This is a genomic window from Chitinophaga rupis (assembly GCF_900109685.1).
GTDB classification, from domain to species: Bacteria; Bacteroidota; Bacteroidia; order Chitinophagales; family Chitinophagaceae; genus Chitinophaga; species Chitinophaga rupis.
Window position 1 is genome coordinate 1 of the sequence record NZ_FOBB01000007.1, and the last position, 26754, is coordinate 26754.

At 44.1% G+C, this 26754-nt stretch carries 19 protein-coding genes and 1 rRNA gene; 15 read left to right on the top strand and 5 right to left on the bottom strand.

The annotated features are described in order from the left end of the window. Positions 1-208: 208 nt before the first annotated feature. Positions 209-320 (top strand): 5S ribosomal RNA (rrf, locus tag BMZ54_RS23030). A 59-nt stretch (positions 321-379) separates the two neighbouring features. Here rrf and BMZ54_RS23035 read toward each other — a convergent pair. Together BMZ54_RS23035 and BMZ54_RS23040 are read right to left on the bottom strand one after the other, a co-directional pair. Continuing rightward, positions 380-1201, bottom strand: coding sequence for a hypothetical protein (locus tag BMZ54_RS23035; protein ID WP_089917867.1), 822 nt, complete (start codon positions 1199-1201; stop codon positions 380-382). 35 nt (positions 1202-1236) lie between these two features. Beyond that, positions 1237-2262: a LacI family DNA-binding transcriptional regulator gene (locus BMZ54_RS23040; protein WP_089917869.1), complete on the bottom strand. Its 1026-nt coding sequence runs from the start codon at positions 2260-2262 to the stop codon at positions 1237-1239. A gap of 596 nt (positions 2263-2858) precedes the next feature. Between BMZ54_RS23040 and BMZ54_RS23045 the strand changes: the two genes are divergently transcribed. The 3 genes from BMZ54_RS23045 (at position 2859) to BMZ54_RS23055 (ending at position 6405) form a co-directional block, all read left to right on the top strand. After that, positions 2859-3791, top strand: coding sequence for an RraA family protein (locus BMZ54_RS23045; protein ID WP_089917871.1), 933 nt, complete (start codon positions 2859-2861; stop codon positions 3789-3791). Positions 3792-3858: 67 nt separating this feature from the next. Then, positions 3859-5310: a mandelate racemase/muconate lactonizing enzyme family protein gene (locus BMZ54_RS23050; RefSeq protein WP_089917873.1), complete on the top strand. Its 1452-nt coding sequence runs from the start codon at positions 3859-3861 to the stop codon at positions 5308-5310. Between the two features lie 18 nt (positions 5311-5328). Continuing rightward, positions 5329-6405 (top strand): bile acid:sodium symporter family protein, encoded by a 1077-nt coding sequence (locus BMZ54_RS23055; RefSeq protein ID WP_089917875.1) that lies wholly within the window; start codon positions 5329-5331, stop codon positions 6403-6405. A 190-nt stretch (positions 6406-6595) separates the two neighbouring features. On the opposite strand, the gene BMZ54_RS23060 is transcribed toward BMZ54_RS23055, so the two are convergent. Continuing rightward, positions 6596-9166, bottom strand: a complete 2571-nt coding sequence (locus tag BMZ54_RS23060) for a zinc-dependent metalloprotease (protein WP_089918474.1) — start codon at positions 9164-9166, stop codon at positions 6596-6598. A 704-nt stretch (positions 9167-9870) separates the two neighbouring features. Between BMZ54_RS23060 and BMZ54_RS23065 the strand changes: the two genes are divergently transcribed. The 9 genes from BMZ54_RS23065 (at position 9871) to BMZ54_RS23110 (ending at position 17788) form a co-directional block, all read left to right on the top strand. Next, on the top strand, positions 9871-10728 hold the full coding sequence (locus BMZ54_RS23065) for a MotA/TolQ/ExbB proton channel family protein (RefSeq protein WP_089917877.1): 858 nt from the start codon (positions 9871-9873) through the stop codon (positions 10726-10728). Positions 10729-10797: 69 nt separating this feature from the next. Next, the gene (locus BMZ54_RS23070) at positions 10798-11463 is read left to right on the top strand and encodes an ExbD/TolR family protein (RefSeq protein ID WP_089917879.1); all 666 of its coding nucleotides are present in this window, start codon (positions 10798-10800) and stop codon (positions 11461-11463) included. Positions 11464-11532: 69 nt separating this feature from the next. After that, complete coding sequence (locus tag BMZ54_RS23075) at positions 11533-12126, top strand: ExbD/TolR family protein (RefSeq protein ID WP_089917881.1); 594 nt, start codon at positions 11533-11535, stop codon at positions 12124-12126. A 47-nt stretch (positions 12127-12173) separates the two neighbouring features. Further along, positions 12174-13010 (top strand): energy transducer TonB, encoded by an 837-nt coding sequence (locus tag BMZ54_RS23080; RefSeq protein WP_089917884.1) that lies wholly within the window; start codon positions 12174-12176, stop codon positions 13008-13010. A 228-nt stretch (positions 13011-13238) separates the two neighbouring features. Continuing rightward, a complete protein-coding gene (gene mnmE, locus BMZ54_RS23085) occupies positions 13239-14621 on the top strand; it encodes a tRNA uridine-5-carboxymethylaminomethyl(34) synthesis GTPase MnmE (protein WP_089917885.1) in 1383 nt (460 codons plus the stop codon). A gap of 327 nt (positions 14622-14948) precedes the next feature. Continuing rightward, a complete protein-coding gene (locus BMZ54_RS23090; RefSeq protein ID WP_089917887.1) occupies positions 14949-15371 on the top strand; it encodes a helix-turn-helix transcriptional regulator in 423 nt (140 codons plus the stop codon). Beyond that, complete coding sequence (locus BMZ54_RS23095; RefSeq protein ID WP_089917889.1) at positions 15331-16470, top strand: phage integrase SAM-like domain-containing protein; 1140 nt, start codon at positions 15331-15333, stop codon at positions 16468-16470. The genes BMZ54_RS23090 and BMZ54_RS23095 overlap by 41 nt, the downstream gene beginning before the upstream one ends. 2 nt (positions 16471-16472) lie before the next feature. After that, positions 16473-16817: a helix-turn-helix domain-containing protein gene (locus BMZ54_RS23100; protein ID WP_089917890.1), complete on the top strand. Its 345-nt coding sequence runs from the start codon at positions 16473-16475 to the stop codon at positions 16815-16817. Positions 16818-17266: 449 nt separating this feature from the next. Next, positions 17267-17788 (top strand): hypothetical protein, encoded by a 522-nt coding sequence (locus BMZ54_RS23110; protein ID WP_089917894.1) that lies wholly within the window; start codon positions 17267-17269, stop codon positions 17786-17788. A gap of 117 nt (positions 17789-17905) precedes the next feature. Here the strand turns inward: BMZ54_RS23110 and BMZ54_RS23115 are convergent, their stop codons facing one another. Together BMZ54_RS23115 and BMZ54_RS23125 are read right to left on the bottom strand one after the other, a co-directional pair. Next, entirely contained in the window at positions 17906-18757 is an 852-nt protein-coding gene (locus BMZ54_RS23115; RefSeq protein ID WP_089917895.1) for a M43 family zinc metalloprotease, read from the bottom strand. A 660-nt stretch (positions 18758-19417) separates the two neighbouring features. Next, positions 19418-20704, bottom strand: coding sequence for a hypothetical protein (locus BMZ54_RS23125; RefSeq protein ID WP_143081113.1), 1287 nt, complete (start codon positions 20702-20704; stop codon positions 19418-19420). Positions 20705-22098: 1394 nt separating this feature from the next. Here BMZ54_RS23125 and BMZ54_RS23130 point away from each other — a divergent pair. Continuing rightward, positions 22099-23328, top strand: a complete 1230-nt coding sequence (locus BMZ54_RS23130; protein WP_089917901.1) for a hypothetical protein — start codon at positions 22099-22101, stop codon at positions 23326-23328. Between the two features lie 201 nt (positions 23329-23529). Further along, entirely contained in the window at positions 23530-26748 is a 3219-nt protein-coding gene (locus BMZ54_RS23135; protein ID WP_089917903.1) for an RHS repeat domain-containing protein, read from the top strand. Positions 26749-26754 lie beyond the last annotated feature (6 nt).

Here is a 26754-nt window from a genome sequence, read left to right on the forward strand (position 1 = left end):
ATCGCAGCCGAGTAGTACTAATTGCCCGTAAGCTTTAATTTTATTTTAATATATCTCTGTACAACTTCCCAATATGTAAATTATTAGGCGAAGGCTGAAAGCGTAAAGCAGAAAGCCTGAGCACCATAATAGCTAAGGATAGCTGTTATAGGCACTAAGCCAGCAGGCTTTATGCTTTTAGCTTTATCCTTTAAGCTTTACAAGATCTTATGGTGGTTATGCCGAGGGTGTTCACCTCTTCCCATTCCGAACAGAGAAGTTAAGCCCCTCATGGCCGATGGTACTGCACCACAATGCGGGAGAGTAGGTAGCCGCCGTATTTATTAAAAAGGCTCTGATCATATGATCGGAGCCTTTTTGTTTTTATACCTTTTAGTAGCTATTTCTTGTGGAAATCATCATACCAGTGCGCAATATTAATCGATGCGCCTAACCCCAGCGACACCGGCTGAAAGTACTTGTTTACAACGGATCCGTCATCCCTGTTCTCATACCCGTTATCAGACAAAGGAACAGAAAAAGACAGCTGCATCTGGAACTTCACATACTTATAACCCGCACGGAAGGTAAAGGCCGGCTCCATAAAAAAACGGGTTTTCTGGCTGATCTGCCCAAAGCCATCCCGCCGCTCAGCGTCATTCTCAAACACTTTATTGCCCAGGGACATATCGTAAAAGTTCACTACAGAAAAACGGCTGCTAAAGGCGGTTTCAATGGCAGGATGCACAAAACCAATACTAGGTTGTACAAAGAATTTGCTGAAATGGGAGCGTAACAGGTAATCATTCACATTACCGGTATTACCATCGTCATGATACGCTGCATCCAGCGTTTTAAAGCTACCGGAACCCAAACCGGTATAAACATCAAACACCATCCGCTTTTTCGAACCAAAAGGCGAGAAAAATCCTACACCGCCTTCAAACAAGCCCCCTTTTGCGTATTTATCAACAAACACATCATCATTATCATCATTATTGCCAAAGGGACGAAATACATATTGCCCGTTAGCCATAACAGCAATATGATCGGTAACGGCAAAAGCAGCCTGGTAATTGGTGGGAGACAGGCTCCCTTTAAATTCAAATTGCTCTTTTAATAAAGGAGCATTCACTGTATTGGGAACATAGATGTTCTTATTGCAGGCGCCCAGGAAAATAACAGTGCCCAGCAGGCAGGGAGTAATAAAGGTTTTCAGCATTCTCTTACATTTAGTCAGTTGTAGGTATATATTTGTTATTCTAATAAGCTGGATTGCCGGGGGATCAGCTCTACAGGGAACACAAAGTTCTTGGTCACTTTTACATTTTCATCCTGGTTAATGAGCTGGATCACCGTTTCCACGGCTTTTTGCCCCATTTTATAACCCGATTGCTCAATCGTAGTGAGGGAAGGAGAAATGATGCGGGAGGACAAATCATTGGAATAGCCCACCACTTTTATCTGTTCCGGTATGTTGATCTGGTGACGCCGCGCTTCCTGTATAAAAGATACTGCAGACGTATCATTGGCCGCAAACAAACCATCCGGCAGCGGCTTGCTGGTTAGCAGCTCCTGCGCCGCAGTAGCTGCCGCATCTGTAGTAAGATTGTGAATATACAGCAGCTGCTCATCATATGGAATATTATACTTTGCCAGTGCGGCTTTATAACCCGCCAGCCGCTGCTGGTAAAGGTTACAGGTGAGCACACCGGAAAAGTGCGCTATCCGTTTACAGCCCTGTTTTATCAGGTGCTCCGTAGCCAGGTAGCCGCCGGTAAAATCATCGCCCGTAATGCTGTAGCCCGGGAAGTCTATAGGCACACGGTCATAGAACACCAGGGGAATATTGTTCTTTATAAAAGGGCTGAAATGTTCGTAGTTGGTGGTGAACATAGACGCTACTGCCAGCAGCCCATCCACCCGCAGGGAAAAGAACGTGTGTACCAGCTCCTTTTCCATGGCCACGGTTTCATCCGACTGACCGATCACAATACTAAAACCATATTTATGCGCTTCATGCTGAATGCCGCTGATAGCAGTACTCTGAAAATACATGGAAGTACGCGGCACAATTAACCCGATAATATTAGACCGTTTCTTGCGCAGGCTGGAGGCGATCCAGTTGGGCACATACCCCATTTCAGCAGCCATTTTCTGCACTTTATCGCGGGTCTCATCATTGATCAGGGGGTTATTCTGCAAGGCCCGTGACACGGTCGATGCAGACAGGCTCAGCGCCTGGGCAATATCGTAGATGGTGATCTTACTGCGTTCTTTCATTGGAGTTTTGTCGTTTTCTTTAGAACGGGCAGTTATACCGGTTCCGGTTTTGAGGTTTCAGTTATAAGATAAAAATAAGCTATATTAAGCAATTTATATTACAATTGAAATGCTTATTCATACTGCAATAACCAGTTTGTTGCAAATGGCAAAAAAGCAGGACTTGCTGCCAGCATATTATTTCAGTGGTGAAGCTTGAAAAGCTCCATAATTATTCCTAATTTTTAAGGATGATTGAAATTCCGTTATGAAACTGATACGCTCCTTTACCAATGCTGTATGAGTAGCACAGCAGTTACTATCCACGGTTATGCCATTTTACCCTGGAAATTTTAGAAAAAGATACAGAAGCTGAAGATGTAATACCGGAAACCTTTGTGCAGCTAGGACGCCAATGCAGCAACTTGATCCTTTTGCTGCAGTAAGCTTTATGAAGACCCAACCAGGATATTCCCAAACAGAAACATCCACCGGCTGCGCTACGGATACCGGGATCTCTTTAACATCATACACCACCCGGAAGCGCTGTCGCAGATGAGCTAAACATCCGTATGTGGTGAGGTGTGAAATGACACGATACTAAACGTACAGCATATATGAAATTACATTTCACTTATTGGTTGTTGGCCGGCTTCCTGTTACTGGCTGATATTGCCCGCGCACAGCAGGTAACGTTAACACCGGAGCAGATAAAGACCCTCACGGCTGCCTGGACAGGAGAACGGTTTCCTGATGGGCGCCCCAAAGTGCCGGATGCCCTGCTGCAACGCCTGAAGAAAATATCCATTGAAGAAGCCTGGGGCATTTTGCGCAACAAAGGTTACCAGAACCAGTTTGAAGGCGAGTGGATGCTGCTGCGTAATGAGCAGGTAATGACCGGCCGCGTGGTAACTGCCCAGTACATGCCTATGCGCCCGGATATGGATCAGCTGATCAAAGACAAAGGCAAGGCAGAAGGCCGTATTGGCGGCACCAATTCCTGGCCCATTGACGTACTCTCTAACGGTGATGTATATGTAGCGGATAGTTATGGCAAGGTAGTGGATGGCACATTGATCGGTGATAACCTGGGTAATTCTATTTACGCCAAATCCAGGAATGGTGTGATCTTTTACGGATCGGTGCGCGATATGGAAGGGCTGGAGGAAATAGATGGTTTCACCGCCTGGGTAAAAGGTTACGATCCTTCCTATATACAGCAAATGATGCTGGCCGGCATTAATGTACCCATCCGCATTGGCCGTGCAACGGTGCTGCCGGGCGATGTGGTGCTGGCAAAAAAAGGCGGCGTAATATTCATACCTGCGCATCTGCTGGAGGAGGTAGTGCTGAACGCGGAGTTCATAGCACTGCGCGACCAATTCGGCCACCAGCGCCTGCGGGAAGGCAAGTACACACCCGGCCAGATAGATACCCAATGGACCGATGCTATCAAAAAAGATTTCCTGCAATGGCTGGACACCCAGGGCAATAAGCTGCCCATGAGCCGTCCCGAGCTGGACAAATTCATGCAGAACAGAACATGGTAGCAAATTACTTCCTCCATCATTTCATCTTACATCCTGCATCATACCTCTTACTTCAAAACATTATTTTATGCATACTCCCTCACAAAAATTCCTTTCAAAACTTGGCGTAGCCGAACCAGCAGATCCACATGATGAAAAACCGCTGGACAACCGCCGCTCTTTCCTGAAAAGAACCCTGGGCGGTTTAGCGCTGGGTGGTTTTATGTTTTCACCGCTGGAAGATACGCTTGCCTTCAGCACTTCCAAAGTGAACCGCACCTCTGCACCATCTGATCTTAAGATCACAGATATGCGCTACGCAATTGGAATGAACTCAACGGGGCGTTGTCCCATTATCCGTATAGACACTAATCAGGGTATTTACGGCCTGGGTGAAGTAAGAGATGGCGCAAGCTGGCGGTACGCGCTGTTCCTGAAAAGCCGCATACTGGGCATGAATCCCTGCAGCGTGGAAATGATCTTTAAACGTATTAAACAATTTGGCTTCCATGGCAGGCAGGGGGGAGGAGTGTCCGGTGTGGAAATGGCATTATGGGATCTCGCCGGTAAAGCCTATGGCGTACCCGTGTACCAGCTGTTAGGCGGTAAATACCGTGATCGCGTAAGGTTGTATGCAGATACGCCTGAAGTGGAAGACCCAACTGAATTTGCAGCCAAGCTTAAAGACCGCCTGGAAGGTAAAGGCTATACTTTTCTGAAAATGGATTTTGGGATTGAGCTGCTGAAGAATACCCCCGGCGCTTTGGTGAATGATAATTTCTGGGATGTAGGCCGGCAATGGACCAACCAGCCTATGACCTATGGCGCTACAGAACACCCGTTCACGCAGGTGCAGATCACCCCCAAAGGACTGGATATACTGGCGCAGCGCATCAGCCAGGTGCGGGAAGCAGTAGGTTATAATATACCACTGGCATCTGATCACTACGGACATTTTGACCAGAACAACGCTATTCGTTTAGGCAAGGCCGTAGAACCCTACCGTTTGGCCTGGCTGGAAGACCTGATCCCCTGGAAGTTCACCGAACAATGGAAACAGATCACCAATGCAATAGATACGCCCACCCTTACCGGCGAAGATATTTATTTGAAAGAAGAATTTATTAAATTGATAGATGCGCATGCAATAGATCTTATACACCCTGATCTGGCAACAGCCGGAGGCATCCTGGAAACCAAACGTATTGGTGATTATGCGGAAGAAAAAGGTGTAGCGATGGCCATGCACTTTGCTGGCCTGCCGGTTTCCTTTATGGCCAATGTGCATTGCGCTGCAGCAACGCAGAATTTTGTAGCGCTGGAACATCACTCGCTGGATGTACCGTATTGGAATAGTTTAGTGAAGTCAGATAAGCCGCTTATTGAAAAAGGTTTTGCTATTGTGCCTGACAAACCGGGATTAGGCATAGAGCTGAATGATGAAGAGCTGAAAAAACACCTGGCGCCTGAAGATAAAAGTTACTTTGCACCTACACCGGAATGGGACGATAACCGCTCCTGGGACCGGCTGTGGAGCTGATACTATAAACCATTCATTATGCACAAACTATTCTGGTATATAGCCGCACTGGCTTTTATTACTTACATTATTACTACCATTCTGCACTTACACGCGGCAGGCGGCTGGTTGCTGATGTGCGGCTTTACTATGCTGGCACTGGCTTTCAGGGGATACCCGGTATTAAAAGGATTTTCATACACGGTGATGATCTTTGCAGCGGTAAGCATGGCTATGTATTACCCGCAGCATTTCATCCAGGTAGGTGATTTCAAATTGTCGAAGCTGATAGTGCCGCTGTTGCAGCTTATTATGTTCGGAATGGGTACCGGTTTAAGCTGGAAGGATTTCGCACAGGTAGCTAAAATGCCCATGGGTATTGGCGTTGGCATTATCGGGCATTATACTATTATGCCGCTGATCGGTTTTACTATTACGCAGCTGTTTCATTTTCCACCGGAAATAGCAGCAGGTATTATTTTGATCGGCAGCTGCCCCAGCGGGCTGGCATCTAATGTAATGTCGTACCTGGCAGGCGCTAACCTGGCCTTATCTGTATCTATAACGGCAACGGTTACACTCCTAGCGCCCATTATTACACCCTTATGGATGAAGTTACTGGCCGGGCAATATGTAGATATTGTGTTCCTGGATATGATGTGGCATATTATCCAGATCGTGATCTTACCTATTATACTGGGATTGGTCTTTAATCATTTCCTGCATGGCAAATTCAAGTGGCTGGATGAGGCTATGCCCCTGGTATCTATGATCAGCATAGGATTGATCATAGTAGTAATAACGGCTAGCGGACGTGATAGCCTGCTTACGGTAGGCCCGTTGCTGGTGATAGCAACCTTGCTGCATAATGTGTGCGGGTATTTCCTGGGATACTGGGGCGCCCGTTTGTTCCGGATGCCGGAAAAAGATTGCCGTACCGTAGCATTGGAAGTAGGCATGCAAAACGGCGGACTAGCCTCTGGGCTGGCATTAAAAATGGGCAAGCTGGCCACAGTAGGCTTAGCGCCGGCAGTATTTGGTCCCTTAATGAATATTACCGGATCGGCCCTGGCTACGTGGTGGAAAAGCAAACCAGCGGAGGAAAAGGAGGATTGAATTACGAATTAGTCCTGCGAAAAAGTGTACTGTATTTTAAGTTAAATGCATAATAATTTAACAACGAGTTTGACATAAAAAGAGTCCTGCATTTTTATATGCAGGACTCCTTTTTTTACAACAACTTACAAATGCACTATCTCACAACGATCTACTCAATTCGTAATTCGTAATTGACAATTCGTAATTATCACTTCGGTTCTAATGCCGAAGTGATACGCTGCACCAAATCCGTTAAGTGATAACGGCTCATATTATCCGGCATAGCTGCAGCAGCGGCGCGCATCTCATTACGCAAGGTAGTCAGCTGTGCACGTGCAATGCTGCTTACATCTGTTCTGCTGGGATCTGCCGGCGCGCTGCCGAACATGATCGTCATACCGCCACTCAGGCTGGAACCACCACCAGGCGCCAGCAGCTCTGTAAGATTTTTCACATAGACTTTTTGCAGGTTGCGGCGGAAAATGTCAATAGGCTTGTGCGTATATACTTCGCTGAAAATACCTTTCTTCAGATCATTCATCATGTCTGTAGCCTGGTAAGCATTATTGCCTTCCATGGCTGATGCATTTAACAGCTTGTTCAGCGTAGCAGTGCTTAATAAGCGGTCCAGTATGGGTTCCTGGCGTGCCAGTATCACCGTGGTAGCATCATTACCCGTACGTTGCAGAATATCTTTATCCAATAACCATTTAGGGGTAATGAATAATTGCTGGTTCAGGAATTTAATAGCCTCCTGCTGGGTAGCTTTGGGTACGGCTTCATACACAGCGCCTTCCTGCTCCACTGTTTTAGGCGTTTCATAAATGCCGCCTACATTTTTGACTACATGGCCCAGGTACCGGGAGTACTGGCCGGTTATTTCGCGGTACAATTCACCCAGGTTGCTGTATCCTTCGTTCGGTTCACGGGTCCAGGCCATAAGGTTGGGAATGATACGCTGCAGGTTTTTAATGCCGTAATAGCTGGCTTTCATGGCATTGTCGCCCAGGTCTTCGTTCTGTGAGCGCGGATCGTCCGGGTTGCTTTCCGTACCAAACCAGTAACGTTTATCTTTTAAGCGGTTAATGGTCCATTTATTCAGGATAGGCTTTTCTGCCTCTGCGGTGGCTGCTTCCGGGATCTCGCGGTAGCCCCACTCAATAGCCCATTTATCATAAAAGTTAATACGGGGGTACAGGTCGGCGCCGGTAATACTATCTTCCGGCTGTGCTACGTAATTAAAACGGGCGTAGTCCATAATAGAAGGAGCATGCCCGTTCTTTTCCACCCAGGCCTTATCGCGCAGCTTTTCTACCGGGTAGGCAGAGCTGGAGCCGAAGTTATGCCGCAGGCCCAGGGTGTGGCCCACTTCGTGCGAGGATACAAAGCGGATCAGCTCTCCCATCAGCTCATCATCAAACTCCATTGTCCGCGCACGGGGATCATTGGGCGCGCATTGTACAAAATACCAGTTGCGCAGTAGGCGCATTACATTATGGTACCAGTTAATGTGGCTTTCCAGTATTTCGCCGGAGCGGGGATCGTGTACGTGCGGACCGCTGGCATTGGCAATATCAGAAGGCTTGTACACGATAGCAGAAAAGCGGGCATCTTCCAAAGACCAGGTAGAATCTTCCTGGGCAGTAGGCGCCATTTTAGCCAGGATGGCGTTTTTGAAGCCGGCCTGCTCAAAAGCAGTTTGCCAGTCGTTCACCCCTTGTATCAGGTACTTGCGCCATTTAGCCGGTGTAGCAGGATCTATATAAAATATGATGGGTTTCTTAGGCTCTACCAGCTCGCCGCGTTTGTATTTTTCCAGGTCTTCGTCCTTAGGCTCCAGGCGCCAGCGGGTGATCATCTGCAGGCGTTTTACGCCCTGGGGATCTGCATCAAAGTCGGTTACGCTGGTGGTGAAAAAGCCTACGCGCGGGTCAAAGTACCGGGGCTGCATAGGTACATTGGGTAACAGTACCAGGGAGCTGTTGAGCTCCAGGGTAGCATTGCCACCGGCAGCAGGCGGAAAACCGGGAGCGCCCGGTGCGCCGCTTTTGGAATAGGTTTTAACGGTTTTGATCTCTGTATTAATAGGGTAGGAGCGTACATCCACAATGTAAGATTTATCAGACTGTACGCCACCCAGGCGCAGGCCCATTTTCATACGCTGGTCAAAGAACAGGATCTCGTTATCACCATTAATATAGTCTGTGAGGTCTATAATACTGCCGTTGTTCTCTTTTGAAAAGGCTTTGATATCAAAGGCCGCGGCAATGGGCTGTATGTTGGAGTTCATTACCGCGTTGAACATAGGCTGGGTGCTATCCTTTGATATTTCGCTATAGGAAACGTTCTTCAGGAAAATGCGGTTATTGGGTCCTTTTTCAAAGCGGATCACGTTTTCACCGATCTGGTCTCCGCTGTAGCCGTAAAAGAAGGAGCGCAGGCCGGCGGCGGATTTGGAGATGCGGTTCACTACCAGGATATCACGGCCCAGCAGGGAATCGCTTATTTCAAAATATACCTTGTCATCCAGCTTATAAATGTTGAACAGGCCGGAATCAGCTTTTGCTTTGGGGGTAATTAGCTCGCTGAATGGCTTGGGATTGGCTTTAGGCGTGCCCTGTGGTGGTATAATGGGTGGTTTGGCGGTGGTGTCCTTTGCTGCGCCGGCGGTTACTGCCTGTTTTTTCTTTTTCCTTTGTGCAGATGCCGGTGCGCTAAGTGCCAGGCTTACACAGCATAGGACTGCTGCTACCGCAACAGACCTGCTTCTTACATGCATGTTCATAATGTTTGATCAAAAGGGTTGATTTCTGACAGGATATCTTTATTTTATCCGTTGTTGCAAATAAATATATAATGCAGTAACTTATCAGGAAATTCCATAAACGTTACAATTGTCTTAGGAATGGAAATAATAGCAGTATATTGACCACGTTAATGGCCAGGGACTTTTAAATTTAGTAAATTAGCATTATTATATTAATATTGTCTTTGATATATAACAGCCATTTTCAGCTATTGTGATGAATTAGAAGGCCTAAGGGTGGGGAAGGGCATGTTTTTAGCGGGGCGATAAGTTAAAAACAGCTACTGTGGCTGAAGGGAACTTAAATGTGAATAATGATAAAATTTGTTGGAACATTTAAAAATTTCCTTAAATTGTGCGTCCAACTTTGAAAAAAAATCAATAAATTTCGATTTTCAAGGACAGTAACAATACAGGTTTAGAATAGCCATTAGACATTGTTGCTCACTCATTTGTGTTTTAAGTGTATGCTCAATCAATTTGGAGATTAAAAGTCTGCAACAGGCTTTTGTGGAGAGATTAAATTTTGTGAGATTTTTTGAGCAGCACTTGTTTTTTTAAGGCAACCGTCTAATATTTGCGAAAACCGTAATTGTAGTTGTTACATTTAATAATTCAATCCAAACGGAAATACTAAAAAACCATAGTTTAATTTTTAACACTAAAATTCAATCAACATGGCTGAGACTAAAACAACTGTGACTGCAGCTGCTGCCAAAACGACAACTTCTCATCAACCTAAAAAATCATCCAACCTGTTTGCGGCTTTAGCCGTTCCTATTTGCCTGGTTATCGGCGTACTCTTTTACATCTTTGTATTAGGTAGTCCGGCAAACTTTCAGGGTGGCGTTGTAGGCGGGCATCCAGTTGAAGAAGGCATTGGTAAATGGTTTGGCACAGTTTATCAGGGTGGACCTATCGTACCGATTCTTATCACTGTATTATTGATCTGTTTAACTTTCGTGATCGAGCGTTTCCTTTACCTGTCTAAAGCAAAAGGTAAATTCAGCGGCGCTGAGCTGGTACGTAAAGTACAATATCACCTGGCTAACAAAAATGTTGATGCAGCCCTGGCAGAATGCGACAAACAGCAGGGTTCTGTAGGTAATGTGATCAAAGCCGGTTTGAAAAAATACAAAGAAATGATCTCCAACACTGAGTTGGATACTGATCAGAAAATACTGACCATTAAAAATGAGATCGAAGAAACTACTGCGCTGGAACTGCCGATGATGGAAAAGAACCTGGTGTTCCTGTCCACAATCGCTTCTATCGCAACGCTGTTAGGTCTGTTCGGTACAGTATTAGGTATGATCCGCGCGTTCGCTTCAATGGCAACCGGTGGTGCTCCTGATTCCGCTCAGCTGGCTGGTGGTATCTCTGAAGCATTGATCAATACCGCTCTGGGTATCGGTACTTCCGCTGTATCCATCATCATGTACAACTATTTTACTACCAACATTGATAGCATCACTTATGCAATCGATGAGTCTGGCTTTACTTTAACTCAGAGCTTTGCTGCTAACCACAAATAATTTTTTAATTATTTGTATGGAAAACCAGCAGGTTTGAATCTATTTAAAGTAAACTAAAAAGGAGTAAAGATGCCAAAAGTTAAAATGGCCCGGAAGAGCACAACCATCGACATGACCGCAATGTGCGACGTTGCGTTCCTGTTGCTGACGTTCTTCATGCTGGCCACTAAGTTTAAGCCCGAAGAGCCGGTGACTGTGGTTACTCCGTCCTCTATTAACACTAAACTGCTTCCTGATTCCGATGTGATCATGTTCACAGTGGATACCAAAGGCAGGATTTTCTTTAGCATGGACGGTCAGCCCAAGCGTAAGAAAATGATCGAGGACCTGAACTCACAGTTCAAGCTGGGATTGGATCAAAAGGCCATGAATAACTTTATAGTAGGCGCCAGTGTTGGTACTGAAATAAAGAACCTGAAAGCCTACCTGGATATGAAAGCAGAGGAGCGTAAAGCTTCCGGCCTGGAAACAGGGATTCCTTCTGATTCAGCCAATAATGAGCTGTCAACCTGGGTAAACTACGCCAGAACTGCACAGGGTGGAAACCCCAGACTGCAATACTGTATCAAAGCAGATAATGGTACCCCTTATCCCAAGATAAAGGAGATCATGCAAACCTTTAAGGATCTGAAGATACAGAAGCTGAACCTGGTAACCAGCTTGGAATCAATACCTCCGGGTACTGCTGCAGCGTTGGCTAACGCAGGTACTGCACCGGCTAAGAAATCAGAATAGTCATTAGTAAACGGCAGGTGTTTTCCGCGGAAGGCGCGCTGCTATCACAAACAAAAAAAAAGAGCTACTATGGCAGAAATGGATACCAGCAGTAGTGGTGCCGGAAAGAAACATCAGGGAACGAAATCGAAAAAGCTTTCTACCCGTGTGGATATGACGCCGATGGTGGACTTAGGCTTTTTGCTGATCACCTTCTTCATGCTCACCACTACCATGTCCAAGCCCAAAACCATGGACTTGATCATGCCCAAGGATACCAAAGATGAGAAGGAGCAGAATAAAGTGAAAGAGAGTACTGCCCTTACTATATTGCTTGGAAAGAACAACCGTGTATATTACTACGCCGGTCTTGCCCAGGACCCGAACGCATCTGCTAACCCGGACTTTTTCAAGGCAACTTCCTTTGCCAACAAAAACGGTATCCGGGATGTGCTCATCAAGAAAAGAGATGAAGTAGCACAGCTGCGCAATGCAAAGGGAGAACCTGAAGACGTGGTAGTGATCATTAAAGCCAATGACGACGCGACTTACAAGAACTTCGTGGATATATTGGATGAAATGGCCATTAACCGTATCCAGCGTTATGCTGCCGTTGATATCAGCGACCAGGATAAGCAATGGATCAGGCAAACCGAAACGGCTAATACAGGTGGCGCACAGTAATTTGTGGAAAAAGCAGATTTTTTGCATCCATCTATAAAAAACAGACAATGGATTCAGCTAGAATACTAAAAGCCGATTTTCTCGATATCCTGTTTGAAGGCAGGAATAAAGAATACGGTGCTTATGAACTAAGAAGAAAGTACGAGAAGCGCGTACGCAATGCCCTCATCGGCACTGCAAGTGTGGCGCTCCTGTGCGTAGGCGGCTATGTTGTCAGCAATATCATAAAGGGTATCGAGGATAGAAATCCGAAGAAACCCGTTATTGAGCAGATCAAAATGGAAGACATTAAGCTTCCGGATGATCCGAAAACGCCTCCCCCACCTCCTCCTCCGCCTGCACCACCCCCGCCGGTGAAACCTTCAGTGCAGTTTACACCACCCGTTATTAAGAAAGATAACGAGGTGCCGCCGGAAGAAGAACCACCAAAAGTAGAAGAGATCAAGGATAAAGCGGTAAGTACTAAAACCATGGAAGGTGATCCTAACGGTATTGACCCGGGATTGCTGGAAGACAGTAAAGGTACCGGTGTGGTAGAAGCACCGCCCCCGCCGCCGAAAGAAGAGATCTTTACCTTTGTGGAGCAACCTCCTACCTTCCCCGGTGGTGAGGAAGCCCTGGCCAAATACCTGAGCAAGAACATCCGTTACCCGCGCGTAGCACAGGAAAACGGTATTTCCGGAACTGTATTTGTGCAGTTTGTGGTAGATTCTGAAGGTACAATCAAAGACGTAAAAACAGTTGGCGCCGCCAAAGGTGGTGGTCTGGAAGATGAAGCTGTACGCGTGGTGAAAACCATGCCCAAATGGAAACCTGGTAAGCAGAACGGCCGTCAGGTATCCGTACAGTTCAACCTGCCCATCCGCTTCACTTTGCAAGAGTAGTACTGTTAAAACGATATTACTGAATTCCCCACCGGTTGACCGGTGGGGAATTTTTTTTGCGAACTAGCGAGGTGTGGAATAGCGGAGCTTCCAGCTGTATAGAAGGCTGACCACAGCTGAGGGCATACCATTCCTTTATCAGCCGGCCTCAAGGCGAACATTATTCCTATGTGCTCTTTGGGCTAACCGGCAGTGCATTCCTTTTTAGCGTAATTTTGCGCTCTTATTATGTCAAACAAACTCACAGGATACGATGATACCATAGTGGCCCTGGCCACCGCCCCGGGCGTAGGCGCTATTGCCGTGATCCGTTTAAGCGGCCCGCAGGCCATTACCATCTGCAACCAGCTATTCCCCTCTAAAGACCTACTGCAGCAGGCCAGCCATACCCTGCATGTGGGCAGCATTGTATCAGATGGTAAGATCATTGATGAAGTTGTGGTGAGCTTGTTCAAAGGCCCCCGTTCCTATACCGGAGAAAATGTAATAGAGCTATCCTGCCACGGCTCGCCCTACATACAACAGCAATTAATAGATGCCTGCATACAGGCCGGCGCCCGCCTGGCCAAACCGGGCGAGTTTACCATGCGCGCCTTCCTGAACGGTAAGCTGGATCTGGCCCAGGCAGAATCGGTAGCAGACCTGATAGCCAGCCATTCCGCCGCCAGCCACCAAACCGCCATGCAGCAAATGCGGGGTGGCTTTTCCAGGGAGCTGCAGGCCTTGCGCGAGCAGCTGATCCGCTTTTCTGCTCTTATAGAGCTGGAGCTGGACTTTAGCCAGGAGGACGTGGAATTTGCGGATCGTACGCAGCTTTATGCACTGATCAAAACAGCCCTGGAAGTGGTGCAGCATTTAACAGATTCCTTCCGGATGGGTAATGTGATAAAACATGGGGTGAATACAGCGATCGTTGGTAAGCCCAATGCAGGTAAATCTACCTTGCTGAATACCCTGTTAAATGAGAACCGTGCTATTGTGAGCGATATTGCAGGCACCACCCGTGATACCATTGAAGAAGTGCTGAATATCCAGGGGATATTATTCCGTTTGATCGATACCGCCGGCATCCGTGAAAGTGTGGATACCATTGAGAGCATTGGAGTACAAAAAACCCTGGAGAAGATCAAAGAAGCAGGTGTGGTGATCTATTTGTTTGATGTAATAGAGCTAACAGCAGCGGATATACGTAAACAGATTTCCCTTTTTGAGCAGGACGGTATTAACTACCTGCTGGTGGGTAATAAAATGGATGTTTTAGGCGAAAGCGAGGCGCTAGCTAAGTTTGCAGGGATCCCTGACATCCTGTTTATTTCCGCAAAAGATCATGCGCATATTGATCTGCTGAAGGACCGGCTGGTGCAAAAAGTAATGAGCGGCGATATTAATACGGAAGCCACCATTGTAACGAATGCGCGGCATTACGCGGCATTGCAATCCGTGCTGCAGGCGTTGCAGGATGTACGCACCGGGATGGATAGCGGTTTGCCGGGCGACCTGCTGGCCCTGGATATCAGGCGGTGTTTGCATTTCCTCGGTGAGATCACAGGAGAGATCACGAACGAGGAGCAGCTGGACTGGATCTTTAGTAAGTTTTGTATTGGCAAGTAGACGCTTTTTTATACTTTCTCATACTTTCTCATATTTTCACAATTACTTGATTTTCAATAAAAAAATTCAACGTTTTTTTGTTGTTTCACCGTTTTTCTATAATGTTGTGTACCCCGTTTGTACCTCAAATGCCCAAATTCCCGGGGTACAAAAATGGAGGGGGAGATAATGCGGATTTGGCAGTTATAGACGGTTATAGGCAACAACAGACAGTTATCGACAGCCATAGGCAATTGGCGGCAGCTGTAGACAGTTTAAGGCGTTAGAAAGATATCAACGTAAAGGGAGAGAAGAAAAATAATGCCCTAACATTTAAAATGGCAGCATATGAGTAGCAATTTGAACATAAAGAAAGTATGCCAGCATTGTCAGCAAATCTTTATCGCAAAAAAGATTACTACGAAATTTTGTAGCCTTGTCTGCGCTCAACGCAATTATAAATTGAAAGTGCAACAAGCCAAGCTCCAAAAAGCAGAATCTGAAACAGCGGCTGTTGTAACCGGCATTAATTCTTCACTACCCACCACCAACAAAGATCACCCCAAGGAACTACTGGATATTACTACCCTGGCATATGTAACCACTTTGAGTGAGCGAACACTTTACCGGATGATGGAGGATCCAGCATTCCCCAAAATAAAGATTGATAGTAACCTTCGATTTCATAAGGAGACTGTGATTAAGTATATCATCGAAAAATATACTGTGTATGAGAGGAAATCTAAGAAAAAAGATAATAGCAGGCGGTAGGAAAGTAAGTTTGTATATAGACTATTTCCCGCCGGTCTGGAATCCGATTAAAAAAATATATACCCGCCGGGAATACCTGAAGCTTCACCTCTACACAAAACCTACCAATGATGTAGAACTGAAGCTAAATAAAATTCATCAGGAGATCGCTGAGAAGATCTATCTCCAGCGCATGAAAGTACTGATGCTCGATGCCAATGGCCTGTTCAACAAGGACGCACTCGAAGCAGATGTATATACCTTCGCCTGGAACTATATTAGAGGAAAGCAAAAAGATAAGGTCGATACTTTCCATTATGAAGTTTGTTTGAAGTATCTGAAAAATTTCGTCGGTGAGCACCTCAAGTTTAAGCATATCGATGAAATATTCATCACTCGGTTCAAAGACTTTTTACTAAATACCGGGTCCCTAAAGTCACCCAAGGTGAAACTGGCCCAAAATTCAGCCGCTTCTTACTTCGATAAGTTTCTGATACTAGTGGAAGAAGCCTTCCTAGCCCGATATCTATCGGAGGACTATGGCTTACGCGTTGACCGGATTGGCAACATCGAAACTGAATTTGCACTGCCTGATGATCAAGAACTGCAATTGCTGATTGACAACCCATGTAACAATGATCTTGTTTACCGGTCATCAATATTTGCACTGTTATCCGGCTTCCGGTTCGGCGCAGTACAGATACTGAGATGGAAGCACCTCCATTGGAGCGAAACTTTGAAATCCTGGTATTTTGAGATCATTGATCCTAAACCGGGAAGATCCTTCCGGCAGTATATTAGCCAACAAGCTGTCGATTTCCTGGGCACACCCCCCCAAGATAACAAAGATGTATTGATATTTCCTGGCCTCAATTATAGTACCATGCGCAGCCACTTACAGCAATGGTTCGCAAAATTGGGATTGCTGGAGAAGGCCAAGTTCCACAATTGGCGTAGGCTTTATGCCACCAAATTGCTGGAGGAAGGTGAAGATATTTATGTGGTATCTAAGATGCTCAATCACAAACACGTTAAGACGACTGAACGATACACGCAGGTAAGAGCGAAGAAAAGAGCGGCCGCATCAAATAGAATTTCTATTAATATTAAAAAGCAGTAACCATGTCACCAGATTTAGATAAAAGGCTTTCTCGGCTTGAAGCCGATGTTAGTGAGATTAAGGTAACGGTAACAAAATTACTTGAACTATGCGCTACGGCTTTTACAGACCGTGAGATCGAAACCGTTATTGGTGTAAAAGAAGTGGCTGATATGTTAAATGTCGACATCAACGTTATATATGCGAAGTGCGCAAACGGGGAGATACCATTTCAGCGACAAGGGAGAAATTATAAGTTTAGAAAATCCGAAATTGTATCCTGGTGGAACAACCGACAGAAGGGTTCAGAATTCTCGGTTGACAGTTACGTAGCAAATTACCTTCAGAAACATCAGATTAGGGGGTAGCTGGATAAGAACAATTTTTAAATTTCCTATCATTCACCTATATAAGAAAAGCTGACTAATTCTGTGGGAATCTTTGCTGTGAAAAAGAAAAGTAATGTCACAGCAAGTGCAGTTTATAGGATTCAGTGTCGACCAGGCAAGACATTTTATACGAAGCGTCGTTTTGGAATGCCTAAAGGAATATTTCCCGCATATTAAAAAGAACTCCGATGCCCCTCTTACAATTCGGCAGGTATGCAAGATAATTGGTGTTTCCGCACCTACGCTTCGAAAGTATGTTGAGATGTCAGTGATTCGTCGTCATGATCTTGGACCTCGAAAGAAAGTATTCTATTTGTCCGAGCTGGAAGAAGATGTTAAAAGGATTACTACTTTAAAGACGTCGAATTGAAAGAAGTGGCCTTACCCATTGAGAGGGCTAATTGAATTACTGAAATTTTAAATGGTTTATGGCTCAAAATAGACTTCATCCTGACAATTGTAATAAGGCGCAATGTAAATCCTGCATATTCGGACCAACCCCATTAGAATTGGCACCAGAGCGACGGGCGGAAATTGAAAGCTATCTGGCCACTTTTCAGGCTAGTCATATTTGTCATACTACAGACAAGACATGCTATAGTGCTCTACAATTTCAGGCAAAAATACTTCATGCCATGGGGCTGATTGGTCACCCCACCGCTGAAAGTCTGCTAGAAGGAGCTGCAACCTATCTTACAAAAAATAAGGAAGCAGCGCTTGAAAGTGCTGTAATTTCCAACGAAGGAGATGAACCGGTTAAAAAAGGAGACAATGAGTCGGACTACCCGCCGAAAACGAGGGAAGCGCTCTCTGAAATAGTTACTTATATCCATCCCACCGACTGCTTGTTGCAGCAGAGGTTGCACAGGCCAATATTATCCTTAGAAAGAGTAGGCCATCTGCATCTGCCAGCGTGTTTTTCCTTTCCTGTATGTCGGGTACAAATATAGGCGCATGTCCGGTGCGTGAGCGCCTGGTTTTACAGGGCTCAAAGTAGAAGGGAGTCGTCAGGGCCAATCCTCCAATAGGATAAGGAACTCCTGTAAACTGATGCTCCAGGCCGACCATTATTTTAATTGTGAATTATTCCATAACTCGCTTCTGTGATCTGTCAGCGTGCCGCGCATTTTTTTGACTTGCCCCTGGGTGAACATCCGCCTGCAGCCCGAGTAATCCATATAATTATTGTAATTGCTCGATTTTCCTTTTTCGCAAGATTGATCCGGAACATCGGGCGGACAGTAAACGCAAATCGTATTTGTGCAATTTCGCTGAGGCGGGGTATCAGCCACTTCGTCGCCTTCACCTTTGCAATTATCGCCTTTGCATTTACCATTACCTCCGTAGATATGCCAGAGTCCAAGCCAGTGACCTACTTCATGTGTCAGGAGGCGGTAATCCAGGCCAACCCAGGTGAAATCCAGATGTACAGCATCATCCTTACTGTCTGTCCATGGATAAGAATTGACAAAGCTGCTTCCAATATTTCCTACATATACATTCAAAAACCTGCGTGGGTTAATGATTTTGCTCTGTGTATACAATTTATGCTCATTGCGTTTAGTAGGTACGCGAATGATGCCTTTCTCACCACCTTTTTGAAGAACAGTATCCGCCAGGAAAAATTCCACCCGGGGATTGCCTATCCTGCTTTTAAACGTGTCTAAAACATCAGATGTATCAGCATTAAGCAGCAAAAAATCGTCATGAAGGTCTTTTAGCTCTGCCATTATTTTCTCTGTTGTCAAATATTGAGTGTTGTTGCCACGGTCTCTGCTTTGTGCATTGATTCCATTGTCCTGTATACTGTCTGCATAGAGGATATGAAATATAACAGGAATCTTCACCACTCTTTGCGTGTCCTGGCCATAAGCGTTCACAAAGGTTGTAATCAACCCAAACAGAAGAAGAATTCTCATAAGAGAAATTTTTTGTAAGATATTTTTTTCAATTGCTCATTTCGTTTAGTCCGGTTTGTCGCCTTTAGCATAAGGTGGCTGTTAACTACCGGCAAACATTAAAAGTTGCCTCTTCATTATTTGATTGCTCACAGTTTACCCATGCCTCAGATTTTCTATGCGCGCTGTTACACCTGCCTTCTGGGTCTTCAGCAAATACTAAGTAGCCGATTTTGCCCTTATGGACCGTGACCGACTTTGTTTCATTGACCACTATCATACCGAGATTACCAAGGCCTTCGCACTGGAAACTCGAACCGGGCGTTATCTCGGTAAAATACATTATCAGTTGCTTTGAACAATTATTCTTATAATGGACCGTCAAATCCTTATTGCATCCCTGGTCTGGCTTTGCCTGGGAGGGTTTCGGATCAGTATAACCGGGAAACCAGCCGCGAATACCGTCGCATGCGGGTAGTGTTAACATTAGAAAAATGCAGCTTAAGACTTTCATATACGTTGGGGTATTTTTGTGTTTTTAAATTCTTTTTGAAAAACCAATGTAAGAACCGGATTAATGGTTTTAGCGCTATGCTGTGTTTTCCCCCATATTGTTTAGTTAAGCAAAAAGGTACTTTAACAGAGTTCTCCAACACAAGTACTTTTGCTCATATAAATAATTTAGTGCCAGGTTAGGACGCTTGGGTTCGTGGTAACAATCTTGTATGTCATTCCTGTTTTAATAATTTGAATAAAAGGGTTGGTATTGTCCACTCCAGCAAGTTCATTTACAGAGCCATCAAATGCCTTAAAGGTAATTTTCCATTCTCCTTCCGAAAAATCTATTGTTCTGGAATCGCCCCAATTTATATCATACGGGATTTGTTGAAAGGTTTGCTGTGTATAATTCATGCTTTCTTTAAGGGTAATGGTGAAATTTACACACCCGGAGGGACCACCTGTGATCCCATGGTGAAAAGTACTGACATTATATTGAACCATATTCCCCGCATCAGATATAAAACGGAATCCATAATCACCTTGACTACCATCAACAGCCCTAATACTACTACTACCGGGAATAACTGTCCAACCAGGAGTTGGATGTATGACCCATGGTACATCTGGCTTATCATTATTGCCTCCATCAGAACAGGAAGATTGACGAAATGGCGGATTATTGGTGATCGTTGAATCTTTCTGCATAGGGGTATTGATCGTGCGTATCAGAACTATTTCGCCAGGTTGTTTAGGCAATGTACCCACATATAAATTATATGTGTCCACCTTTTTAGAGGGAAAAATAAAATACATCTTGTCACGCCACGGTACATTCAATTCGCATTTTATATATCCAAACTTGTTCTTTTCAATCCCATTCAATTCCATGAAAGTTGAAATAGGTACATGAAATTCCAGGCCTTGATTTCCTCCTCCAGACGTGTACACGTGTTTGCCAACTTTTAGTGTTGGTTGGTAATCTTTTGATCCCGCGGCCTCGAAATTTCCTTTGCATATAATAGTAACATCATAGTTATGGTTGGTCGGAACAATGTAAGATGGTGTAAATGATCGCAGGTGAGGCTGGTGGCTTCTAAAAGGCAATGCGTCTATGATCTGTTGCGCACTGGCAGTTACATCGAGCAAAGAAGTCACCGTCTGATCTTTAATTTGGTTGGTAAGGCTTTTTAACGATTCGAACTGTTTTGTTGCTGTATGATCAAGTTTATCGAACGTCAAATTGAGACTCGAAGCGTAGGCGTTTTTAAAATTTTCTATGGATAGTGCGACTTCCCTACCTGCTTCAATCTCTAAATTTAAACCCGCATTTTTGGCATTTTCAATTGCTTTTTGCAACTGATCGGAAAGCTGTGTTAATCCTATACCAACAGTAACGGGATTCTGTGACATACTGTGGGATGCCACCAGTAAGAGAATAATCGTATTTATTAACCGCATTCTTTTCATAAATCAAGTCTTTAATTGTTATTTAATATCTGAGAGTAGATCACTGATCGACGTTTTTTATTCGTCGACAGCAAAGTAGATCAGGCTTTACCTCATGCTTTCACGCATTTATAACTACCTGAATTTACGAACCATCTCTATTGATCCTACACGAGAAAAACACCCTTTTTTGATTAACTAAACGACATGGGTTGTTTTCCCTGGATTTTTCATGTTTCCTGAATGCAAACTTTGCAATGTATACAATTGCGTTCGTTCCCATTTAGAATTTATCTGCGTAGTTTTAAATGGGGAGATTCAAATAAAAAGATATATTCAGTCGTTAATTTGATAATGTTAATGCTGCAGGCTTAAACTATTATCAAGTATCTATTATTTCGGTTATGTTAATTCTTAGTCCCAATTTTGACATCGCAGTTTCTGGAGTAAATCATTTACTACTTCGGGGCATTACGTCAGCTGGTTGTTTCGACTTGCAAATATTATGAGGAATAGTAAATTGGCGTTCTAAGATCAGGTGAACATTTCACTTTATTTGGTAAACGTCGCAAAAATGCTATTGACTTTTTGAATTATGAAATTTAATACTTGTTATTTTCATACATATTATAACTTAATACCCATTGATCATTAAATGTAAACCGGAGCATGGTATTCAAATTATACATGTAAATACTTTGAATGCCGGCTATCCCATCCTTTGCCCGTTCTGTATCCCCAAAATTACTGACGGGTGTAGGCCGTTAGAATTGTTTCTTCTCAATAAATAATATACAAACAAAACTTGGTCCAGTAAAAATGTTCGTAAGCTACGCGTTTGTGGGTAACCGTATTTCTACGGAAAATTTATGTCACGTAAAATTAATTTCGCTCGTTTGGAAGAAATACTTTTATTTGCATTAATTCTTAGCATTACTGCGTTTATTATTTTACATATCCCATCCTTTATAAAATGGTTATTTAAAACATTAGTGAAGATTATAGTAGGTTTTTAGCCCTTGCCTCTAATTAGATTGTCAATCTTATCTACCAGTTGATTGATCTATACCTGTAGTTATTACCTATTACCTATTACAGTATCTCAGAGCAGGTTGAATGTTGGTATATCCAAGTAAAACAATATTAGGTCAAACTACATTATTTGACAATTGATTTTTTATTGTCCCTTTATGCACGTCCGATTGTTTGTATTATTATTTTCATTGTTTATTTGCTTACATGCTCAAGCCCGGCAGAATCCCTTTGACCGCCACAAGGATAGCAGTATGGCCGCTCTTACATCATTGCCGCAAAAGTACTATTTGGAAGTTAGTTCCAAGTCGGGCAAATTCAGCAATCGTGTAGGCAGTTGTTCCGAACGAACCTTGGCGCGTTTGGCCCGCCAGGAAAGGAGGATGCGCACTAAACTGGCAAAGATCGACTCCATTGCGGCAAACAATATCTTTTCCCGTTCTATCGACTCTTTGGGCAGCCTACAAGCCAACTTAAAGCATAACGCAGTCAAATATGATCCTTCCAAGCTGGGTGCCAGTTATTCCGGTTACTTAGATACGCTGCAGAACTCTCTTTCTTTTTTGAAAAGTGCCAAAGATCTTGGCGGCCAATCCAAAGCCTTACAGGATAAAGTAAGCGGTTCCCTGAAAAGTGTGCAGGACCTGCAGGCGAAGTTCCAACAGGCCGAACAAATTAAAACCTATGTCCGTGAACGCCGGCAACAATTGAAAGCTCAATTGGCGCAGTACGCCGGCTTCACAAAAGACTTACAAAAATATAACAAGGAAGCCTATTACTACGGTCAGCAGCTGAAAGAATATAAAGAAGTACTCAAAGACAAAAAGAAAGTAGAAGCCAAAGCCATGGAGGTGCTGAAGAAAGTACCCGCCTATAACGACTTCCTGCAAAAACATTCCCAGCTGGCTGGTTTGTTCAACCTCTCCGGCGGCAGTAACACTGCACAAAACCTAGAAGGCCTGCAAACCCGCAACCAGGTAGAGCAGCTTATACAACAACGTTTAGGCGGCAGCGGGCCAGATGCACGCGCAGCTGTAAACCAGCAAATGTCGCAGGCCCGTGAGCAGTTCAATGAGCTGAAGAAAAAGTTCCCCGATGTAGATAATGCAGCTGATATGCCAGACTTTAAGCCCAATGAAATGAAGACCAAAAACTTTTTGCAGCGGTTGGAGTTTGGCGGTAACATGCAGTTCGCACGCTCTACGCAATTTTATCCCACCACCAGCGACATTGCCGGGCAGGTAGCCTACAAATTCCATAAGAGTGGCACGGCAGGTGTAGGCGCTGCCTATAAGCTGGGCTTGGGCACCGGGTTTGACAACATCCGTTTTTCCAGCCAGGGCATGGGCTTGCGCTCTTTTCTGGACTGGAAGCTGAAAGGCGCCATTTATCTAAATGGCGGTTTTGAAGAGAATTACACCAGCAACTTTCAGAACATGCAGCAGCTCAAGGTCATAAACAACTGGCAGAGCAGCGCACTAATCGGTATTAGTAAGAAATATAAGATCAACAGCAAGCTTAAAGGCAATGTCATTTTGCTGTACGACTTTTTATATAACCAACATGTTCCAAGAACGGATCCTATCAAGTTAAGGTTAGGGTATAATTTTTAACCACGCTTATAGTATGCGTAGTGTAAATATAATTTTGTCTTTGATTGATTGTCATTCCATAAAAGGTGACCAACATCTATCATCAAAAAAAGATCCCTATATGACGCAGCCAACAACACGCCGAACAAACGGCAGCAAATAGTACAAAAACATTTTCATTAAAAATTAAAGAATTCATCATTCTCACTCAAAAGTATTATTATGAGAAGTTTTATTTCCATAATGTTTGTGCTCCTTTTTCTAGAGGCTTCAACCCACGCGCAAACGCAGGAACAATCGCAGGTAAAAATAAAGTCCATTATACCATCTACGCCAAATGCTGCTGCACTTGGACGATTTGGGGATGTACCTGTAGGCAATTACACCGGCGTTCCATCCGTTTCAATTCCGATTTATAATATTAAGATCAAAGACTTCGATTTGCCTATTTCACTTGCTTATCATGGAGGTGGTATAAAGGTTGAAGATATGGCCTCCGATGTAGGCTTGGGTTGGGCTCTTAGTGCAGGTGGAACAATTTCCGTAACAGTTAATGGACTGCAAGATTGGCTCTTCAATGGATTCGTCAATTTAAATGGAGATCCATATAAAACTTTGCCGGACCAGCCCTTTACCCCTGTATATGATCCAAATGCTACAGATGTACCAGGAGGTTGGTCATATCTGCTTGCCAAGAATCTTGCGGATGGAGTATGTGACGGAGAGCCGGACCTCTATTTTTTTAATTTTGCCGGTAAAAGCGGGCAATTTTTCTTCGATCAGAAAAGGCAGCTACATACCATCCCCGTTAGCAATCTTAAAATAGAACTTAACGGAAGTAATTTTATCATCACAGACGAGAATGGCGTTAAGTACAGTTTTTATAATACCGATGTTGAAAGTACGGTATTGGAAAGTACCTGTAATGTGGCGCAGCCCAATGCAAGTTGGATGCTTTCAAGGATCGACTTACCAGATAAGAACTATATAGTATTTAATTATTCCACCATTACCTACACCTATAAGGTTAACCTGACAGAAGCACGTAATGATATCATACCAGGCAATTATGGACCGGGCATCTTAGAATGCTCAAATATTAATAAAGTGACTGACTGTTCAGGCAAAAAACTCAATAGCATCACTTCTTCCATAGGTCATAATATTGTATTTACATATTCTACTTCGGATAGGGCAGATCTCCCCGGTACTAAAAGTTTAAGCAAAATAACCGTAAACTTTAAAGGTAAATTGCTTAATGAATACAGTCTCACGCAATCCTACTTCAATGGATCCATGCCCCCCAGCTTTTCCGATGATTGCCGTCTGAAGCTGGAACGTATTTCCGATATGGCGGGCGCTATACATAAGTTTGATTATGACACTTCTTTACAATTACCCAACAGGCTTTCTTACCAGCAGGATCACTGGGGCTATTGGAATGGAAAAGTTAGCAATAGTACATTATTGCCCATAGACTTTGATCATGGTTTTAATAGCGGTGCTGACCGTAGTATTGATACCAGCTATGCCAAAATCGGGGTCCTCAAACGGATTACCTATCCAACAGGCGGTTATACAGATCTGGAATATGAGCCAAATGACTATTATTTCACCGGTAATAATTATAGTTACGTCCTCCGTGACCAACAGCTATATCAAAGTTCTACCATAGGGCAAACAGTTACCCAAACTTTTGTAATACCAGCCGCACCAACAGAGACAATGACCTTCAAGGCTTATTACAATGCTGGTAGTGGCTCGATTTTGGAACCAGAACCCGAAAATCCTCCATTAACCGTTACTCTTACTGGTCCAGCTAGTTACTACCGAACATTTTATAATTCTACTTCCGCAGCTGGCATCGGTCTGACAGATCTCGCACCTGGTACCTATACCATGTCAATTACTACCAATGATACTTATAGTGGTGGATATCTGCGTATTACCTACTATGAAAAAACAACGACTGTCGTTAATGAAAACAGATTTCTTGGCGGGGTGCGCATTAAACGGACTACAACTTATCCATTAATGAATGGTATCCCGGAAGTGAAACGATATGTTTACAGACAATTTGCCGATGCCACAAAATCCAGCGGTAAGATCAACTACGAGCCGATTTATGTCGCTGGTTACACACATACAAGTTATCCCCCAGGTAGCTACAGTTACGCGGATTATTGGAAACAATCTACCAGTTCCGTTATGCCGCTTGGCTCCATTAATGGCGGTAGTGTTGCTTACACTAATGTCGCCGTATTAAATGGGGAAAACGGCGAATATGGGAAAAGTGAATTTGAATATTCCTTTGCACCCCGCAATACTATCAACCAATGGCACCCTCTTGTTCCCTCTGAAAGCAAAGACTGGCAAAATGGGTTATTGTTAAAGCAGCGCGATTACCGAAAAGAAACAACCGGCACTTTTACATTACTTAAAGCATTAACAAACTACTACTCAATACGCCAGGATTCCGAATACTGGAATTATCTGTATACCCCCTCATCTTACCAAAGTAATGAATATGTACGCGGCTGGGGCCTTAGAATGATCTACAAGCATACAGAAAGAAATACCGGAGGAGCAGGATTCATTGCCGCAGAATTTAGATTCAACGACTACCATCACACTTCTAAATGGCAAAGGCTCGATTCTACTACTACTGTTGCCTACGGTGACAACGGTATTTCGCAAACAGTAAGGCAAATCAATTATTACGACAATCCCGCTCACATGCTCCCCAGTCGCCAGCTCACTTATAATAGTAAAGGTCAAACTGTCCTAGTAGAAGAACGCAGGCCACAGGATGCAATTAGTGGATTATCAGCTTCTGCTAAACAGGGAAAAGATACTTTGGCCGCAAGGCACATCATCGCTCCTGTCCTGGAGCGGGTCATCACTACAAACGGCATCCACGCTGAAAGCACAAAAACAGACTTTAAGTATTGGTCAAATAATTTGGCGCTGCCAGAGTATGTTGCAAAGCGGTACTTCACTAATGCTTATTCTAACAGAATACAGTTTATTAATTACGACAACACGGGAAATTTGCTGCAACAAAGCAAAGTTAATGATATGACTGAAACCTATTTATGGGGATATGGAAATACAGTACCTGTAGTTAAAATCGTTGGAGCCGTTAATTACAACACAGTTTATGGTTTGGTAAGCCAGGCAATCATTCAGGACTCTACCACAACAGATTCCAACATGCGCATAGAACTTGACAAGATTCGTACGAACGCGGCAACAGCCGGTGCTTTGGTAACTACCTACACATATCTGAAGGGCGTTGGTATTACCAGCGAAACTGATCCTAAGGGTTATACCATTCTTTATGAGTATGATGCGGTTGGCAGACTAAAAGTTATAAAGGATAAGGACGGTAAAATCCTAAAGCAATTCGATTATCAATTGCAAAAGCCCATTACTCAATAACATTGC

What these genes read in the sequence shown, in the direction of transcription:
- BMZ54_RS23035 (WP_089917867.1), bottom strand. Translation starts at nt 1,201, where the DNA reads ATGCTGAAAACCTTTATTACTCCCTGCCTGCTGGGCACTGTTATTTTC.
- BMZ54_RS23040 (WP_089917869.1), bottom strand. Translation starts at nt 2,262, where the DNA reads ATGAAAGAACGCAGTAAGATCACCATCTACGATATTGCCCAGGCGCTG.
- BMZ54_RS23045 (WP_089917871.1), top strand. Translation starts at nt 2,859, where the DNA reads ATGAAATTACATTTCACTTATTGGTTGTTGGCCGGCTTCCTGTTACTG.
- BMZ54_RS23050 (WP_089917873.1), top strand. Translation starts at nt 3,859, where the DNA reads ATGCATACTCCCTCACAAAAATTCCTTTCAAAACTTGGCGTAGCCGAA.
- BMZ54_RS23055 (WP_089917875.1), top strand. Translation starts at nt 5,329, where the DNA reads ATGCACAAACTATTCTGGTATATAGCCGCACTGGCTTTTATTACTTAC.
- BMZ54_RS23060 (WP_089918474.1), bottom strand. Translation starts at nt 9,166, where the DNA reads ATGCATGTAAGAAGCAGGTCTGTTGCGGTAGCAGCAGTCCTATGCTGT.
- BMZ54_RS23065 (WP_089917877.1), top strand. Translation starts at nt 9,871, where the DNA reads ATGGCTGAGACTAAAACAACTGTGACTGCAGCTGCTGCCAAAACGACA.
- BMZ54_RS23070 (WP_089917879.1), top strand. Translation starts at nt 10,798, where the DNA reads ATGCCAAAAGTTAAAATGGCCCGGAAGAGCACAACCATCGACATGACC.
- BMZ54_RS23075 (WP_089917881.1), top strand. Translation starts at nt 11,533, where the DNA reads ATGGCAGAAATGGATACCAGCAGTAGTGGTGCCGGAAAGAAACATCAG.
- BMZ54_RS23080 (WP_089917884.1), top strand. Translation starts at nt 12,174, where the DNA reads ATGGATTCAGCTAGAATACTAAAAGCCGATTTTCTCGATATCCTGTTT.
- mnmE (WP_089917885.1), top strand. Translation starts at nt 13,239, where the DNA reads ATGTCAAACAAACTCACAGGATACGATGATACCATAGTGGCCCTGGCC.
- BMZ54_RS23090 (WP_089917887.1), top strand. Translation starts at nt 14,949, where the DNA reads ATGAGTAGCAATTTGAACATAAAGAAAGTATGCCAGCATTGTCAGCAA.
- BMZ54_RS23095 (WP_089917889.1), top strand. Translation starts at nt 15,331, where the DNA reads ATGAGAGGAAATCTAAGAAAAAAGATAATAGCAGGCGGTAGGAAAGTA.
- BMZ54_RS23100 (WP_089917890.1), top strand. Translation starts at nt 16,473, where the DNA reads ATGTCACCAGATTTAGATAAAAGGCTTTCTCGGCTTGAAGCCGATGTT.
- BMZ54_RS23110 (WP_089917894.1), top strand. Translation starts at nt 17,267, where the DNA reads ATGGCTCAAAATAGACTTCATCCTGACAATTGTAATAAGGCGCAATGT.
- BMZ54_RS23115 (WP_089917895.1), bottom strand. Translation starts at nt 18,757, where the DNA reads ATGAGAATTCTTCTTCTGTTTGGGTTGATTACAACCTTTGTGAACGCT.
- BMZ54_RS23125 (WP_143081113.1), bottom strand. Translation starts at nt 20,704, where the DNA reads ATGAAAAGAATGCGGTTAATAAATACGATTATTCTCTTACTGGTGGCA.
- BMZ54_RS23130 (WP_089917901.1), top strand. Translation starts at nt 22,099, where the DNA reads ATGCGCACTAAACTGGCAAAGATCGACTCCATTGCGGCAAACAATATC.
- BMZ54_RS23135 (WP_089917903.1), top strand. Translation starts at nt 23,530, where the DNA reads ATGAGAAGTTTTATTTCCATAATGTTTGTGCTCCTTTTTCTAGAGGCT.